Raw genomic sequence first — 14,835 nt, forward strand, 5'->3', positions numbered from 1 at the left:
GCATGCGCGTCGTCGTCGCCGAGGACTCCGCAGTGCTCAGAGCCGGGCTCACCCTGCTGCTCACCACACGGGGACACGAGGTCCCCGCGGCCGTGGGCGACGGGACCGCGCTGCGCGCCGCGGTGGACGAGCACCGGCCGGACGTCGCCGTGGTGGACGTGCGCATGCCGCCGACCCACACCGACGAGGGCCTGCGCGCCGCGATCGACATCCGCCGCGACCACCCCGGCATCGGGGTGCTGGTCTTCTCCCAGTACGTGGAGACACGCTCGGCGACCCTGCTCCTCGCCGAGGACTCGCGAGGGGTGGGCTACCTGCTGAAGGAGCGGGTCGCCGACGTCGGCGACTTCCTGGCCGCGCTCTCCCGGATCGCCGCGGGCGAGACCGTGCTGGACCCGGAGGTCGTCACCCGGATGATGGCGACCGGCAGGCGCGCCGACACCCTCGACACCCTCACCCCTCGGGAGCGCGAGGTGCTCGTCATGATGGCCGACGGACGGTCCAACGGCGCGATCGCCGAGGCCCTGTTCCTGTCGTACGGGTCGGTGGAGAAGCACGTCACGCACATCTTCACCAAGCTCGGGCTGCCGCCGTCGCAGAGCGACCACCGCCGCGTGCTCGCCGTGCTGCGCTACCTGGAGTCCTGACCTCCCGCCGGGGGCGGCGTGGGCTTCCCCGGCACGGCGATGGCGGTCACGACCAGGCCGTCGGACACCAGCCAGCGGCCCGTGAAGCCGGTCAGCTCCCGGCCCTCCACCCGGGGGCCCGGGACGAGGAGGCTGGCGGTGAACGTCCCGGAGGGGGAGAAGGTGAGGTGGGCCTCCTCGAAGCCGAGCCAGCGCCTGGCCAGCGGGAACCACGCCTTGTAGACGCTCTCCTTGGCGCTGAACAGCAGCCGGCCCCAGTGCACGCCGTCGTCGAGCTCCGCGATGGCGGCCCGCTCCTCGGGCAGCGAGACCGCGGGCAGGACGCCGTCGGGGAGCGGCTCGTGAGGCTCCGCGTCGATGCCGACGGCCAGCGCCTCGAGGGAGACGGCCGCCGCACGGTATCCGGCGCAGTGGGTGATGGCGCCCACCACACCCGCAGGCCACCCGGGGGCGCCGCGCTCGCCGGGCAGGATCGGCGCCGGGGGCAGTCCCAGATCGGCCAGGGCCCGGCGGGCGCAGTGGCGCGCGGTGCCGAACTCGCGGCGCCGCTTGTCCACCGCGCGGGCGACGGCCGCCTCCTCCTCGGGGAACAGCACGACGTCCGGCGGGTCCTCGAAGCACTCCGAGCTCGCCACCCACGACGGCAGGATCTTCTCGATCATGCGACGGGCCTGGGGGCGGGCAGGATGCGCCGCAGCTGGCCGGGCGCGGTGGGCCTGGGACGCCACTCGCGGGGATAACCCAAGGAGACCTCCTCGAAGCGGACACCGTCGTGCCAGGTGGTCCGGGGGATGTGCAGGTGGCCGTAGACGACCGTGGCGGCGTCGAAGCGCAGGTGCCAGTCGGCGGTGCGCTCGGTGCCGCACCAGATCGCGAACTCCGGATGGTACAGGACCAGGGTGGGCTCGCGCACCAGAGGATAGTGGTTGACCAGCACCGTCGGAACCCCGGGCGGCCTGGCCTCCAGGCGCCGTTCGGTCTCGGCGATCCTGGCGTCGCACCAGGCGTCCCGGGTCGGGTACGGGTCGGGGTGGAGCAGCATCTCGTCGGTGCAGACCACACCCTTGTCGTACGCGATGGCGAGCGCCTCCTCCTTCGTCGCGACGCCGGGCATGCGGAAGGTGTAGTCGTACAGCACGAACAGCGGGGCGACGGTGACCGGGCCGCCGGGGCCGGTCCAGGTGAGGTAGGGATCCTCCGGCGTCGCCACCCCCAGGTTCCGGCACATCTCGACCAGGTGCCGGTAGCGCTCCTCGCCACGCAGCTGGACGGGGTCGCCGGGATGGGTCCACAGCTCGTGGTTGCCGGGCGCCCACACCACCTTCTCGAACCGTCCGGCGAGCAGCCCCAGGGCCCATTCGACGTCGGAGACCTTCTCGGAGACGTCCCCGGCGACCAGCAGCCAGTCGGAGGCGGAGGTGGGCCGCAGCTCCTCGACGATGCTCCGGTTCTCCTGGTAGCCGATGTGCAGGTCGCTGATGGCCAGCAGTGACGTCATGCGCGGCCCGTCCCCGCGGAACCGGTGGCCGGAGCGGGCCGCAGGCCGCGCGCCGGCGGCGTGAGGGCCCCCGCCGTCCCCTCGTTCGTTTCCACGTTCCCAAGCACCGCCGCCTCCGTCTCGCCCGCTTCCCGGGCGCGGTCACGAACTCGTGATCGCCGAGCAGAAGAACCCTCTCACGACCGCTCCCGGCGGCACACCCCACCCTGCCGCGAAGGCATCGAGTACGGCGATACTCATGCGGCCGGCGGAGGCGGCGGCGATTCTTGACGTATGACGACATTCGACAGCATGCCCCAGTGCTGCATCGCACCCCCCGACCTGCTCGAGGCGGTCGCCGACCAGGGAACCCCCGAGGAGCGGGAGGCCGCGCTCAGGACCCTGGCCACCTCGGAGACCGCCCGTGCGCAGCGCGCGTCGTTCGCCGGCGCGCTGCGCCAGCTCAACCTCACCGTCGCCGACGTGGCGCCCGCCCCCGGCATGGTGCGCACGGTCTACGACGTCGAGAACGGCGGAGACTTCGACCTGCCCGGCCGCAAGAGGCGAGGGGAGGGCGACGGGCCGTCCGGTGACGCGGCGGTCGACGACGCCTACGACGGGGCGGGCATCACCTACGACTTCTACCGGAAGGTCTTCGAGCGGGACAGCATCGACGGGCGGGGACTGGAGATCGTCTCCTCGGTCCACTACGGGACCGACTACGACAACGCCGCCTGGATCGGCTTCCAGATGATCTACGGTGACGGCAGCGGGCAGATCTTCACCAAGGGCTCCCTCACCAGGGCCGTCGACATCGTGGCGCACGAGCTGACCCACGGCGTCACCCAGTTCACCGCGAACCTGGTCTACAGCAAGCAGTCCGGCGCCCTCAACGAGTCGTTCTCCGACGTCCTCGGGTCGCTCGCCAAGCAGTACGGCCGCGGGCAGACCGCCGAGCAGGCCGACTGGCTCATCGGCGACGGCATCCTGGGCAGCGCGCTGCGGGGGACGGCCCTGCGGTCGATGAAGGCGCCGGGAACCGCCTGGTCGACCCCCACGGGGGGACGCGACCGCCAGCCGGGGCACATGCGCGACTACGTGGACCTGCCCGACGACGGCAACCCCTCCAACGACCACGGAGGCGTCCACATCAACTCGGGCATCCCCAACCACGCCTTCTACCTCGCCGCCACCGCCATCGGCGGCAACGCCTGGGAGCGCGCCGGACGCATCTGGTACGTCACGCTCACCGAGCGGCTCCGGCCGCGCTCGGACTTCCGGGAGGCCGCGGAGGCGACCGTGGAGGTGGCCGGAGAGCTGTTCGGCGTGGACGGGGACGAGCAGAGGAAGGTGCGCGCCGCGTGGCAGCAGGTCGGGGTCCTTTAGGGAGGATCCCCCGTGGCGGGGAGCCGCGGACGGGTCCGGGCGCGCCCCGTCAGTCGTGGTCGGCGCAGCAGGGCGTCGGGTTCGGCACCTCGGCGGGCATGAGGCGCCCGCCCGAGGCCGGCATGGTCAGCAGGACCACGTGCCCGCCGCGCAGCTGCGGCCGTACGTGGTCGTTGGTCGTGACGAGCGTGTCCGGCGCCGGGTCCTCGGCCTGCGCCAGCACGACGACGCGGTCGATCGCCGAGCGGGCCAGCACCTCGGCCACGCTGAGCGTGCCGGTGAGCTCGGCCCGGCCGGGGAACACGACCAGGCGCCCGCCGGACCCGGCGGCGTGCTCGGCCGCGGCGAGCGCGGCCCCCTCCGCCAGATCCTCCGGGCCGGTACGGCTGTCGCCGAACGTGGCGCCCACCCCGGCGGGGAGCGCGGCCAGGTCGACGGTCTCCCGGACGGCGAGGGAGCAGGCGACGTGCGGCGGTCCGCCTGCGGTGCGGACGAAATGCGTGCAGCCCACGGTCCCGGCCGGGAGGCCGAGCGCCTTCTCCACGTCATGAAGAAGGTGCTCGGCCTCCGCGACCGTCCGCGAGCCTCCGTCGAGGCCGAGGATCATCCGCGCGGCACGACCCAGATCGGGTTGCTGTAGAACCACAGGTCCTTCCAGGGGTCGCCGTCGCCGAAGACGTCGATCTGGGGCCCGGCCGGGTCGATCGCCGCGCCGAGCAGCCCGGGCGCGCTGCGGTTGCCGTCGGTGCCGCGCAGCCGCACGTAGACCGGCCGGTCGACGGCGCCGAGCTGGTAGGTGAACGTCACCGTCCCGGTGTTCCTGCCGACCTCGAAGGACTTCACGACCTTGGTGGCCGAGGTCGTGAAGACGTCCTTGTCGGCCGCGGGGCCGGTGACGTCGCCCTGGATGACGTCCACGCGGGCCAGGGTCGGGACGTACTGCGCCCAGTTCGGCTGGTTCGCCAGCGTGATCTCGATGACGAGCTCGACCTTGGCGCCCTTGCGGACATGCAGGGTGTCGCCGAGCGAGACCCCGCGCTGCCCCCTGCCGGCCTGCCGGGCGCGCACGACCAGGGCGCTGATCAGACCGCCGTGGTCCACCCACACGCGGCCCTCCCGGAGACCGTCCATGACCGCGGTGTAGGAGAAGTCCTTGGCCCCGACGTGGGTCCGGCTGTAGAAGCCCGGCCAGAAGTCGCCGGCCGCCAGGTTCTGGGAGCCCCGGTAGACGGGGTCGTTGTACTTGCCGTTGGCGTTGAAGTCGCTGCCCGGCCCGCGGTCGCTCGTGTCGGCGTAGACCGAGTGCGAGTCGGAGTTGGCGGTGATCCACCAGCTCTTGCCCTCGGCGAGCAGGCTGTCCCACAGCCCTCCGACGGTCGAGGTCATCCAGTCGAAGCCGCCGAAGGTCTTGTAGCTCTCTGCGGGGTACGCGGGGAACGAGTCAGCGCCCGGGTTGCTGTCGTAGAAGCCGCGCCCGCCGCCCGGACCGTGCGGCTTGGGGATCCCCGCCGCCTGGTGGCCCGGCGCGCCCTCCATGCCGACGGCGATGCCCGGCTGGGCGTCGCGCCAGGCCCGGATCTCGTGCGGGGAGTCGAGCCCCTTGCGCGAGGGGTGGTTGGCGAAGAACAGCGCGGCCTCGACGCGGCGCCGCCTGACGGCGTCCGCCAGGAAGTTCAGCCCGGCGATGGCGAGGGCCTCGTTCTGCGGGGTGGAGGCCCCGGCGTTCTTCACCCCGCCGTCGAAGGAGTTCTCGAACTCCTTGAGGGTGGCCACCTCGTTGCGGCCGGGGGCCACGAACACGGTGCCGTGCTCGGCGCCCGGGATGTTCCACTCCAGCCCCTGGAAGACCAGGGCGTCCTTGACCGCCTGCCGCGCGGCGACGATGTCGGGGTTGACCTTGTCCACGCCGATCTTGGCGTGGGTGGTGCCTCCGTGGTCGGTGATGACCATCCAGTCCAGCCCGTACGCGTTCCCGTGCTGGACCTGGTCGCTGACCTTGTAGATCCCGTCGGAGCTGTACTGGGTGTGGATGTGGTGGTCGCCCGCGAGCCAGAGGTAGCCGTCGCGCGGCTCGGGCCCGCGCGTGACCCGCGCGGGGGTGGCGGCCGCGGCCTGGCCCTGCGTGCCGAGAACGCCGGCCGCGCCCAGGCCGGCGCCCAGCAGCCCCGCGCGCCGGAACATCTGGCGCCGCGACAGCTGCCCGGGGGAGAGCTCGGCATCGGGAACCGAGAAGTCCACGACCGGAGCCATGTCACCCTGGTCGAGGGCGTGCTCGGCACCGTGAGAGTGGTCGTGCGGGTGAGCATGAGTGTGATCGTGAGGGTGATCGTGGCCGTGGCCCATGTCGTGCCTTTCCATTCCCGCCGGAGAGATCTTGCTCCGGCTACGCATGGACCCTCGCAAAAGCACCTGAACCGCACGTTAACTGGTCATATCTATAGGGGGGTGAACTGCTGGCGGTCGGCCGATGCCCGGGTCGCGCGGGCCGGTCTAGGATCACTCCCATGAAGGTCTCGATCGTCCGGGGTGGCGGCATCGCCGGTCTCGTCACGGTCATCACGGTCGACTCCGCGTCGCTGGCGCCGGAGGCCGCCACCGGGTTGCGCGCCAGGGTGGAGCTGGCCGGGCTGTCCGGCCCGCCGGAGCGGCCGGGGCCACCGGAGGGCCGGGCGGCCGGGCCCGACCGCTTCGACTACGAGCTGACCGTCGAGGACGGTGGCCGCGTGCTCACGACGCGCGCCCGCGAGGGCGACCTTCCCGGCCCGCTCCGCGCGCTCATCTCGTACGTGACCTCGCTGCCCGAACGGCAGGAACGGATCGGCCCGCCCGGCTGAGCCCCGTTCCGCCCCCTTCTGTACCCTTTGACCCTTTTGTGTACCTCCTCGCTCGCACAAAAGCGGGCCTGACCATGCGAAACTCCGCGCCGTCACCGGTTTTGGCGCGAGAATTTCCAGGTAACGGTTCCCCGATGACACGATTCGCCGATGTGTGCAGGTCGCAGGGGTGGCGGGGTTTCCCGGCGCCTGCTGGCTTTATTACACCTTGGCGGCAAATGTGGGCACGACTGGATTGTTGGTGCGCGTGAAATCACATTTGCGGGGAGCTCTTCGGATATACGGAGGTATATGTGAAACGCGTCATCATCACCGCAGCTGTCGCCGCCCTTACGGCAGCCGCGCTGGTGCCCCCGGCGCAGGCCCGGCAGGTGATCGCCGAACCGGGCGCGGAAGCCGAGTACGTCGTCCTCTACACGGAAGGCGCGAGTTCCGTCGACGCCCAGCGGGCCATCAGGGCGGCGGGCGGAAGCATCCTCAAGGAGAACGCCGCGGTCGGCGTCGCCACCGTCACCACGACGAACACCCGCTTCGCCGAGGCGGTGCGCGACGCCGCCTCGATCGACGACATCGCCCACAACCGGTCCATCGGCAGCGTGCCCACCGCCAGGCGGGGAGCCGCCGGCCTCGCCGTGCAGTCGAGGGCGGTGGAGAAGGCCGGTGACGGCGCGCCCGCCACCTCCACCTTCGGCAGGCCCGCACCCGCCGCGGAACCGCTGTCGGAGCTCCAGTGGGACATGAAGCAGATCCACGCGACCGTGGACGGCTCCTACCGTCACCAGCAGGGCGACCCGGGCGTGCTGGTCGGTGTCATCGACACTGGTGTCGACGGCTCCCACCCCGACATCGCGCCGAACTTCAACCGCGAGCTGAGCCGCAACTTCACCGTCGACATCCCCGTCGATGCCAACGGCGACGAGATCGACGGCCCGTGCGAGGCCGAGCCCGACCGCTCCTGCAACGACCCGGCGGACGTCGACGAGAACGAGCACGGCACGCACGTGGCGTCGTCGATCGCCTCGCCCGTCAACGGGCTCGGCACCTCGGGCGTGGCGCCCAAGGTCTCGATCGTGAACCTGCGGGCCGGCCAGGACTCCGGATACTTCTTCCTGCAGCCCAGCATCGACGCGCTGACCCACGCAGGTGACGTCGGCATCGACGTGGTCAACATGAGTTACTACATCGACCCGTGGCTGTTCAACTGCGTCGACAACCCGGCGGACTCCCCGGCCGACCGGCAGGAACAGGCCACGATCATCAAGGCCATGCAGCGGGCGCTCACCTACGCCCACGACAGGGGGGTGACCCTGGTGTCCGCGGCGGGCAACGGCGCCTCCGACTACACCAAGACGATCGTCGACGCCTCCAGCCCCGACTTCGCCAGCGTCCCCGGCGAGTTGCCCTACTCGCGCACGATCCCCCCGAGCTGCGTCTCCATGCCGAGCGAGGGCAAGCACGTGATCTCGGTCTCCTCGACCGGCGTCAGCAAGCGCAAGTCGTACTACTCCGACTACGGCAACGGCTACGTCGACGTCTCCGCCCCGGGCGGCGACGTCTACGACACCGCAGACAACCACCGCGACGTCACCAGGGCGACGCTGGCGGCCTATCCCCGGTCCGTGGCCGAGGCGCGCGGCCAGCTCAACCCCGACGGCACGCCCAACGTCACCAACGTGGTCCGCAGCTGCAAGGGCGACGTCTGCGCCTACTACGTGTACCTCCAGGGCACCTCGATGGCCTCCCCGCGCGCCGCCGGGGTCGCCGCGCTGATCGTGAGCAAGTACGGCCAGCGCGACCGGGTGCACGGCGGCAAGAAGCTCCACCCGGCCGTCGTGGAGACGGTCCTCAAGGGCACCGCGACCAGGACGGCCTGCCCCACCCCGCCCGCCTACACCTACACCAGGCACCTGCCGGACGGCACCACGGCGACCTCGACGCACACCTGCGAGCGAGGCGCCCTGAGCAACGGCTTCTACGGCTACGGGATCGTCGACGCCCTCAGGGCGGTCCGCTGATCCGAACCCGGTGCCCGGCGTCCGCCACTCGGCGGGCGCCGGGCCTCGCCGTTTTTACGCCTTCTTGCGCGATGGGTTGATTTACCCGCAGCCCGGTCCGGGGATGGGTCGTCAGACGCCATCGGTCGCCATCGGGTCATGGCCGTAAGCCTGCCGCCGGCCAAACGCATCCGAACGCGGTCTCGCTTGCGAAGTCCTTCGTGGACGTTAAGGAGTGATGCCCATGGCCGCCGTCACGTGTGAGACCGATCGGCCCGGTAACCGGATCGACCCCCCTGCCGGGCGGGAGGCGACCTCGCCGGCCGGTCGCGGAGACTCGGCGACGAGGAGGGGCGCGTGAGCCAGGTGGTGGTGATCGGCGCCGGTCTCGGCGGGCTGGCCGCCGCGGTCCGGCTGGCCGCCGCCGGGCGGGACGTCACGATCGTGGAGGCGAACGACGTGCCGGGCGGCTGCTGCGGCACGGCCACCCTCGGCGACTACCGCTTCGACACCGGCCCCTCGGTGCTGACCATGCCGGAGGTCCTGGCCGACGTCTTCGCCGCCGCCGGACAGGACATGGAGAGCATGCTCCCGCTGCGGCGGCTGGACCCGTACTACCGGCTGCGCTACCACGACGGCTCCCACCTGGACGTGGTGGCCGGCGAGGACGCCATGGCCGAGCAGGTGCGCGCGCTGAGCGGCGCCGCGGAGGCCGAGAGGTACCGGCGTTTCCGCGCCAGGCTCGGCGAGCTGTTCGACGCGGAGTGGCCCGCCTTCATCGACCGCGATATGACGCGGCTGCGTGACCTCGCCCGGCCGCGCGTCCTGGCCCGCCTCGCGGCGCTGGGCGGCTTCCGCAGCCTGGACTCCCTCGTCAAGAGCCACCTCACCGACCACCGGCTGGTCAAGGCGCATACCTTCCAGGCCCTGTACGTGGGCCTGCCGCCCCGGCAGGCGCTCGGCATCTACGCGGTCATCGCCCACATGGACACCGTCGGGGGCGTCTTCTTCCCGCGCGAGGGCGGGATGCACGCCATCCCGCGCGCCCTGGCCGCGCTGGCCGAGAAGGCGGGCGCGCGCCTCCGGTACGGCGTGCGCGCCGTCAAGGTGGAGACCGGGTCCTCCGGCGTCTGCGGGGTCAGGCTCGACACCGGGGAACGCCTGGCCGCGGGGAACGTCGTGGTCGCCTGCGACCTGTCCCGCGCCCACACCGGGCTGCTGCCCAAGGGCGCGGGCGACTGGCGGCTCCGCCGTCCCCGCTACTCGCCCTCCTGCCTGGTCCTGCACTTCGGCCTCGACCGGCGCCTGGCCGGGCAGGCACACCACACCCTGCACTTCGGCAGGGAGTGGGACGCCACCTTCGCCGCGCTGCGGGCCGGGCGGCCGCAGCCCGACCCGAACCTGCTGGTCACCTACCCCGAATCCGACACCGGCGCCGCGCCACGTGGTCACGCCACCCTCACCGTGCTGGAGCCCACGGCCAACCTGCGCGGCGGCGCCGACTGGGACCGGCTCACCCCGCGACTGGAGGACCGCCTGCTCGGCAGGCTGGCCGACCTCGGTTACGGCGACCTGTCCTCCGCGCCGAGGCTCACCCTCGACCCGCCCGCCTGGGCGCGGCTCGGCCATTCGGCGGGCACCCCGTTCGCCCTGGACCACCGCTTCACCCAGACGGCCTGGTTCCGGCCCGCGGGCGCGGCCAGGCGCGTCCCGGGGCTGCACTTCGCCGGAATGTACACCGCGCCGGGAGTGGGGGTGCCCCCGGTGCTGATCTCCGGCAGGCTCGCCGCGGAACGTGTACTGGAGACCCCCCGATGACCCTCACCGCGAGTTACGAACTGTGCCGCAGGCTCAACGCCCGCCACGGCCGCTCCTACTACCTGGCGACCCTGCTGCTGCCCGCCTGGAAGCGCCCGCACGTGCACGCCCTGTACGGCTTCGCGCGCTACGCCGACGAGATCGTGGACTCCTTCACGATGACCGACAACAGGGCGCGGGCGCTCGACGGCCTGTCCTCCCGGCTGGCCGTCGTCCTGGCGGGCGGGAGCACCGACGACCCGGTGCTCCCCGCGTTCGCGCAGACCGTGCGTTCCTTCGGCGTCGACCACGGCGACATCGACGCGTTCCTGTACTCGATGCGGGCCGACCTGACCGTCACCCGCTACGCGACCTACGACGACCTGCTCGTCTACATGGAGGGCTCGGCCGCGGTGATCGGCACCATGATGCTGCCCGTCCTCGAACCGCTGCCCGGCATGGAGGACAAGGCCCGCGAACCGGCCCGCCAGCTGGGGCTGGCCTTCCAGCTGACCAACTTCCTGCGCGACGTCGCCGAGGACCTGGAACGCGGCCGGGTCTACCTTCCGATGGAGGACCTGGACAGGTTCGGGGTGACGGTGGCCGACCTGGGGCGCGGCGTCACCACCCCGGCCCTGCGCGAGCTGCTGGCCTTCCAGACCCGGCGGGCCAGGGACCACTACGCGCGGGCCGAGGAGGGGTTCGACATGCTGACCCCCTCCTCCCGGCCGTGCATTCGCGCGGCCTTCCAGCTGTACGGCGGCATCCTCGACCGGATCGAGGCCGCCGGCCACGACGTCCTCGGCGCGAGGGTCGTCGTGCCCCGGCGGCGAAGACTGGCGATCTTCGCTCAGCACCTGCTCGCGGCGTCCGCGGCCGACCGCGCCGAGCGCCGCCTGATCGCCGAGATCCCGTGAACCGGCCTGGTGGAGCGGCTGCGGGGGCGTCTGTCGCCGAATGGTCTGTCGCCGGGAGGTCCGTTGCCGGGTGGTCCGTCACGGGACCGTCCTCGGTCGCGGGGGCGTCCAACACTGTCGTCAGGAGGGCGTGATGTCGGAACCTGTGGTCGTCGACGCGATGGGCGGAGACCACGGACCGGTCGAGACGGTCGCCGGGGCGGTGGCGGCCCGGCGCGAGCTGGGGATCCCCGTGCTGCTGGTCGGCAGGGCGGCGGACATCCGGGCCGAGCTCGACCGCCACGGCGCCGTCTCCGAGGTCGGCGTGGTGCACGCCGAGGACGTCGTCCCGATGGCCGAGCGGGGCGCCGGGGCGGTCTCCTCCGCCACGACCAGCCTGACGGTCGGCTGCGATCTCGTACGGCGCGGAGCGGCGTCGGCGTTCGTGTCGGCCGGATCCACCGGCGCGGTCGTCTCGTGCGCCATCCGCGGCATCGGCCGCGCCACGGACGTCCTGCGGCCGGCCCTGGCCATCGCGCTGCCCTCGGTCACCGGCGGCGCCACCGTGCTGATCGACGCGGGAGCGACCTCCGACCCCACCCCGGAGATGATCGCCCAGTTCGCGCTGCTCGGCGTCTCCTACGCCCAGCTCGTGCTCGGCGTCGCCGACCCGTCGGTGGGCCTGCTGTCGATCGGCTCGGAACCGGGCAAGGGCAACCGGCTGACGCGCAGGGCCGGCGAGCTGCTTCCCGGCCTGCCGTTCCGCTTCCACGGCAACGTGGAGGGCCACGACGTGCTCGCGGGCACGGTCGACGTGATCGTCACCGACGGCTTCACCGGCAACGTGGTGCTCAAGAACGTCGAGGGCTCCGTACGGGCCGCGCTGACGCTGGTGGCGCGGTCCGGTGTCGCCGGGGCCGAGGAGTTGCGGGAGCTGGCCCGCCGCTACGACCCCGAGACCCACGGCGGGGCGGCGCTGCTCGGGCTGAGCGGCACCGTCGTGGTCGCGCACGGCTCCTCACGGGCGGCGACGATCGCACGCGCCTGCGCGGTGGCGCACGATCTCGCCGAGGGCGGGGTCGTCACCCGCTTCGGGGACCACCTCGCCGCGGAACCCGCCCGTTGAGCGGGAACGGGCGGCCGGACGGTCTCGCGTTCCCCCTCGCGGTGCTCGCACCTCGTCATGGAACGCGTCCACCGGACGGGGGCGGGACGCCGGGCGGGGCGGGCCGGGTCAGGCCAGCGGGTCGGCGCCGTCCCAGGTGCCCTCGCTGGCGTACGGGGAGAACCGGGCGAACAGCTCCTCGGAGTACCAGTCCTCCGCGCGCGTCCTGCCGATCACCCTCCGGTGCTCCCGCCCCCGGTGCGCGAAGTCCCGCACCGCGGCGGCGTCGCGCCACAGCGAGAACGTGCCCTGCCTGGCCAGCGGCCACTCGCCGACGCCGACCGAGGCCAGGCAGCCGTCCTGCTCCGCCAGGAGGCGATCCACCCCGGGGACCGAGCGGTAGAACGGCACCAGGCGGGAGGGCCGGATCGACGCGCGGGTCAGCACGGCGACGGGGCCGCCGGGGCCGCCGGGATCGCCGGGATCGGGTCCCCGCGCGCCCTCGGGAAGAAGGCCGGGCGGGCTCGCGGGGAGAGGGCCGGGCGGGCTCGCGGGGAGAGGGCCGAACGGGTCCACCTCGTTCCAACGGCCACGCGAGGCGAGGGGGGCCAGCCGCACCTGCCAGGACTCCCGAGCCTCACTTCGCCAGCGCTCCGCCACCGGGGAGTCGCTCAGGAAGCGGTCCAGGTCCCGCTCGTCGCGCCACACCGCCAGCAGGGCCCAGCGGCGCAGGTCAGCGCCCACGCTCATCGAGGCCCCGCGGCCGGAGCCGAGCAATCGCCAGAACGTCAGTCCCGGCGTCCGACCCAGCACCGGCCGGTCGTACGCCATATACCGCATAGCCCCCATATCCGCATATTTCGTGAGATGGAAGGAAGCGATGGTTCCCCTGCTCGTCTCGGTCATCGGCGGCTACCTTCTCGGATCCGTGCCGGTCGCCGTGCTGGTCGCCCGCGCGCACGGGTTCGACCCCCGCGAGGTCGGCGACCGCAACCCCGGCTTCTGGAACGTCAGGCAGCGGCTCGGCTGGCGGGCCGCCGTGCCGGTCTTCGCGGGTGACACGCTCAAGGGCACGCTCGCGGGACTGCTCGGACTGTGGACCGGCGGCGCGCACCTCACCTGGCCCGGCGGGGTGAGCGGAGACAGCGTGCTGCCGGTGTATCTGGCGGTGGCCGCCGCCATGGCCGGGCACGCCTGGCCGGTCTTCGCCGGGTTCGCGGGCGGCCGGTCGATCCTCGCCTTCGTCGGCGGCTTCGCCGTCATCTGCCCACCGGGTTTCCTGCTCGGGGTGGCCGCCCTGGTCGCGGTCGCCGTGGTGACGCGGTCCTTCGCGATCGGGGCGCGCGTCGGCGTCTTCGGCATCCCGCTGTTCCAGCTGCTCTTCGCGCCGGTCGTGTACGTGGCCGGGACGGGCCTGCTGATGTGCCTCATCGGGCTGCGCTTCGGCCAGGCGGCGCGGACCGGCCGCCCGTCGTGACCGGTGCCGTGTCCGGTCCCGGCCGCGCGTCCGGTCCAGGCAGGGTGCCGGGTCCCGGCCGGTCGTCCGTCGCGGCCCCGCCGGAGCGGGTGCCCCTCGTGCCCCGGCCTGACCGTGCGCCCGTCATGCCAGGGCCGGGGCGGGAGACCAGCGTGGCGGCGGGGTAGACGCGGCCCCGCCAGTTGCGCACCGGGCGCAGCGTGGCCTGCGTCAGCCGCAGGGCCGCCAGCGGGTCAAGCAGCGGGGAGAGCAGCACGCCCGGCCCCGGCCGCGTGTAGCTGCCGCGCAGCGCGCCGGCCAGCAGCAGCCGCACGGCCAGCAGTCCCAGGTCGAGCCGGGTAGGACGGCCGGCCACCAGCCGCAGCACGGGCAGCGCGGCGGCCAGCCAGACCACGGCCAGGTCGGCGGCCTGCCAGCCCGGCGCGGTGGCGTCGCGCAGCGACAGCGACCGCCCCCACTCCCGCCACACCCCGGCGGCCGAGTCGTGCATGTCGACCTCCAGCAGGCCCCCGGCCTCCAGGAACCCCACCGCCCAGCCGTCCGCCGCCAGGACCCTGGCCAGCGCCACGTCGTCGGCCATGTGCCCGCGCACCCGCGCGAACCCGCGGGCGTCCAGCATCGCCGTGCGGCGGAAGGCCGTGCACTGGCCGTTGGCCATCGCCCGGTGCGAGGCCGGGGGAGTGGCCGGCCCGATCGGGCCGAAGCGGTAGACCAGCGTCGCCAGGAACGAGGCGTGCAGCGCCTGCTCGACCGCCCCGTCGCACACGAACCGGGGTCCCGCGCTCACCAGGTCGTATTCCCCCAGGGCCGCCGTGAGCGCGCCGAACAGCCCCGGCACGGGCCGGGCGTCCGCGTCCAGGGTCACCACGACGTCACCCCCCGCCGCCTCGACGCCCTGCCGCAGCGCCCACTGCTTGCCCACCCAGCCGTCGGGGAGCGGCGCCCCCGTGACGACCTTCGCGCCGAGCCCGGCCGCCAGCCGTGCCGTGCCGTCACGCGACTCGTCGTCGACGACGATGACCTCCGCGACGTCCGGATCGGCGAGCACCGCCGACAGGCACGGGCCCAGGCGGGCCTCCTCGTCGCGGGCGGGGATCACCACGGACACGCGCGGCGACGCCGTCCGTACGGGGGCCAGCGCGGGCCGGCGACGCCGCCCCCGGGCCAGCCGCACCGCCACGGCCAGCGCGGCGGCGGCCTGCAGCGCGGTCAGGAGCCTCAT

General features: G+C 73.2%; 14 protein-coding genes. 8 read left to right on the top strand and 6 right to left on the bottom strand.

The window, feature by feature from the left end; genetic code table 11:
- Positions 1-2: 2 nt before the first annotated feature.
- Positions 3-647, top strand: coding sequence for a response regulator transcription factor (locus tag ACTOQ2_RS23650; protein ID WP_440102231.1), 645 nt, complete (start codon positions 3-5; stop codon positions 645-647).
- On the opposite strand, the gene ACTOQ2_RS23655 is transcribed toward ACTOQ2_RS23650, so the two are convergent.
- Both ACTOQ2_RS23655 and ACTOQ2_RS23660 read right to left on the bottom strand, forming a co-directional pair.
- On the bottom strand, positions 632-1,309 hold the full coding sequence (locus ACTOQ2_RS23655; RefSeq protein WP_440102233.1) for a 4'-phosphopantetheinyl transferase family protein: 678 nt from the start codon (positions 1,307-1,309) through the stop codon (positions 632-634). The two genes, ACTOQ2_RS23650 and ACTOQ2_RS23655, sit on opposite strands and share 16 nt — an antisense overlap.
- Entirely contained in the window at positions 1,306-2,145 is an 840-nt protein-coding gene (locus tag ACTOQ2_RS23660; RefSeq protein ID WP_440102235.1) for a metallophosphoesterase family protein, read from the bottom strand. Before ACTOQ2_RS23660 ends, ACTOQ2_RS23655 begins: the two co-directional genes overlap by 4 nt.
- Before the next feature lie 273 nt (positions 2,146-2,418).
- On the opposite strand from ACTOQ2_RS23660, the gene ACTOQ2_RS23665 reads away from it, so the two are divergent.
- Entirely contained in the window at positions 2,419-3,510 is a 1,092-nt protein-coding gene (locus ACTOQ2_RS23665) for a M4 family metallopeptidase (RefSeq protein ID WP_440102237.1), read from the top strand.
- Between the two features lie 49 nt (positions 3,511-3,559).
- On the opposite strand, the gene ACTOQ2_RS23670 is transcribed toward ACTOQ2_RS23665, so the two are convergent.
- Positions 3,560-4,156, bottom strand: a complete 597-nt coding sequence (locus tag ACTOQ2_RS23670) for a hypothetical protein (protein WP_440102239.1) — start codon at positions 4,154-4,156, stop codon at positions 3,560-3,562.
- Positions 4,114-5,760, bottom strand: a complete 1,647-nt coding sequence (locus ACTOQ2_RS23675) for a PHP domain-containing protein (protein ID WP_440102241.1) — start codon at positions 5,758-5,760, stop codon at positions 4,114-4,116. The genes ACTOQ2_RS23670 and ACTOQ2_RS23675 overlap by 43 nt, the downstream gene beginning before the upstream one ends.
- 254 nt (positions 5,761-6,014) lie before the next feature.
- On the opposite strand from ACTOQ2_RS23675, the gene ACTOQ2_RS23680 reads away from it, so the two are divergent.
- The 5 genes from ACTOQ2_RS23680 (at position 6,015) to plsX (ending at position 12,157) form a co-directional block, all read left to right on the top strand.
- Complete coding sequence (locus ACTOQ2_RS23680; protein ID WP_440102243.1) at positions 6,015-6,344, top strand: protealysin inhibitor emfourin; 330 nt, start codon at positions 6,015-6,017, stop codon at positions 6,342-6,344.
- Positions 6,345-6,637: 293 nt separating this feature from the next.
- A complete protein-coding gene (locus tag ACTOQ2_RS23685; protein WP_440102244.1) occupies positions 6,638-8,359 on the top strand; it encodes a S8 family peptidase in 1,722 nt (573 codons plus the stop codon).
- A 336-nt stretch (positions 8,360-8,695) separates the two neighbouring features.
- A complete protein-coding gene (crtI, locus tag ACTOQ2_RS23690; RefSeq protein WP_440102246.1) occupies positions 8,696-10,156 on the top strand; it encodes a phytoene desaturase family protein in 1,461 nt (486 codons plus the stop codon).
- Complete coding sequence (locus tag ACTOQ2_RS23695) at positions 10,153-11,052, top strand: phytoene/squalene synthase family protein (RefSeq protein ID WP_440102248.1); 900 nt, start codon at positions 10,153-10,155, stop codon at positions 11,050-11,052. Before crtI ends, ACTOQ2_RS23695 begins: the two co-directional genes overlap by 4 nt.
- Positions 11,053-11,185: 133 nt before the next feature.
- On the top strand, positions 11,186-12,157 hold the full coding sequence (gene plsX, locus ACTOQ2_RS23700; protein ID WP_440102250.1) for a phosphate acyltransferase PlsX: 972 nt from the start codon (positions 11,186-11,188) through the stop codon (positions 12,155-12,157).
- A gap of 108 nt (positions 12,158-12,265) precedes the next feature.
- On the opposite strand, the gene ACTOQ2_RS23705 is transcribed toward plsX, so the two are convergent.
- The gene (locus ACTOQ2_RS23705) at positions 12,266-12,949 is read right to left on the bottom strand and encodes a spheroidene monooxygenase (RefSeq protein WP_440102251.1); all 684 of its coding nucleotides are present in this window, start codon (positions 12,947-12,949) and stop codon (positions 12,266-12,268) included.
- A gap of 67 nt (positions 12,950-13,016) precedes the next feature.
- Between ACTOQ2_RS23705 and ACTOQ2_RS23710 the strand changes: the two genes are divergently transcribed.
- Complete coding sequence (locus ACTOQ2_RS23710; protein WP_440102253.1) at positions 13,017-13,613, top strand: glycerol-3-phosphate acyltransferase; 597 nt, start codon at positions 13,017-13,019, stop codon at positions 13,611-13,613.
- Here ACTOQ2_RS23710 and ACTOQ2_RS23715 read toward each other — a convergent pair.
- On the bottom strand, positions 13,564-14,835 hold the full coding sequence (locus ACTOQ2_RS23715; RefSeq protein WP_440102255.1) for a glycosyltransferase family 2 protein: 1,272 nt from the start codon (positions 14,833-14,835) through the stop codon (positions 13,564-13,566). The two genes, ACTOQ2_RS23710 and ACTOQ2_RS23715, sit on opposite strands and share 50 nt — an antisense overlap.

Source organism: Streptosporangium sp. H16, assembly GCF_051918855.1.
Classification (GTDB): domain Bacteria; phylum Actinomycetota; class Actinomycetes; order Streptosporangiales; family Streptosporangiaceae; genus Streptosporangium.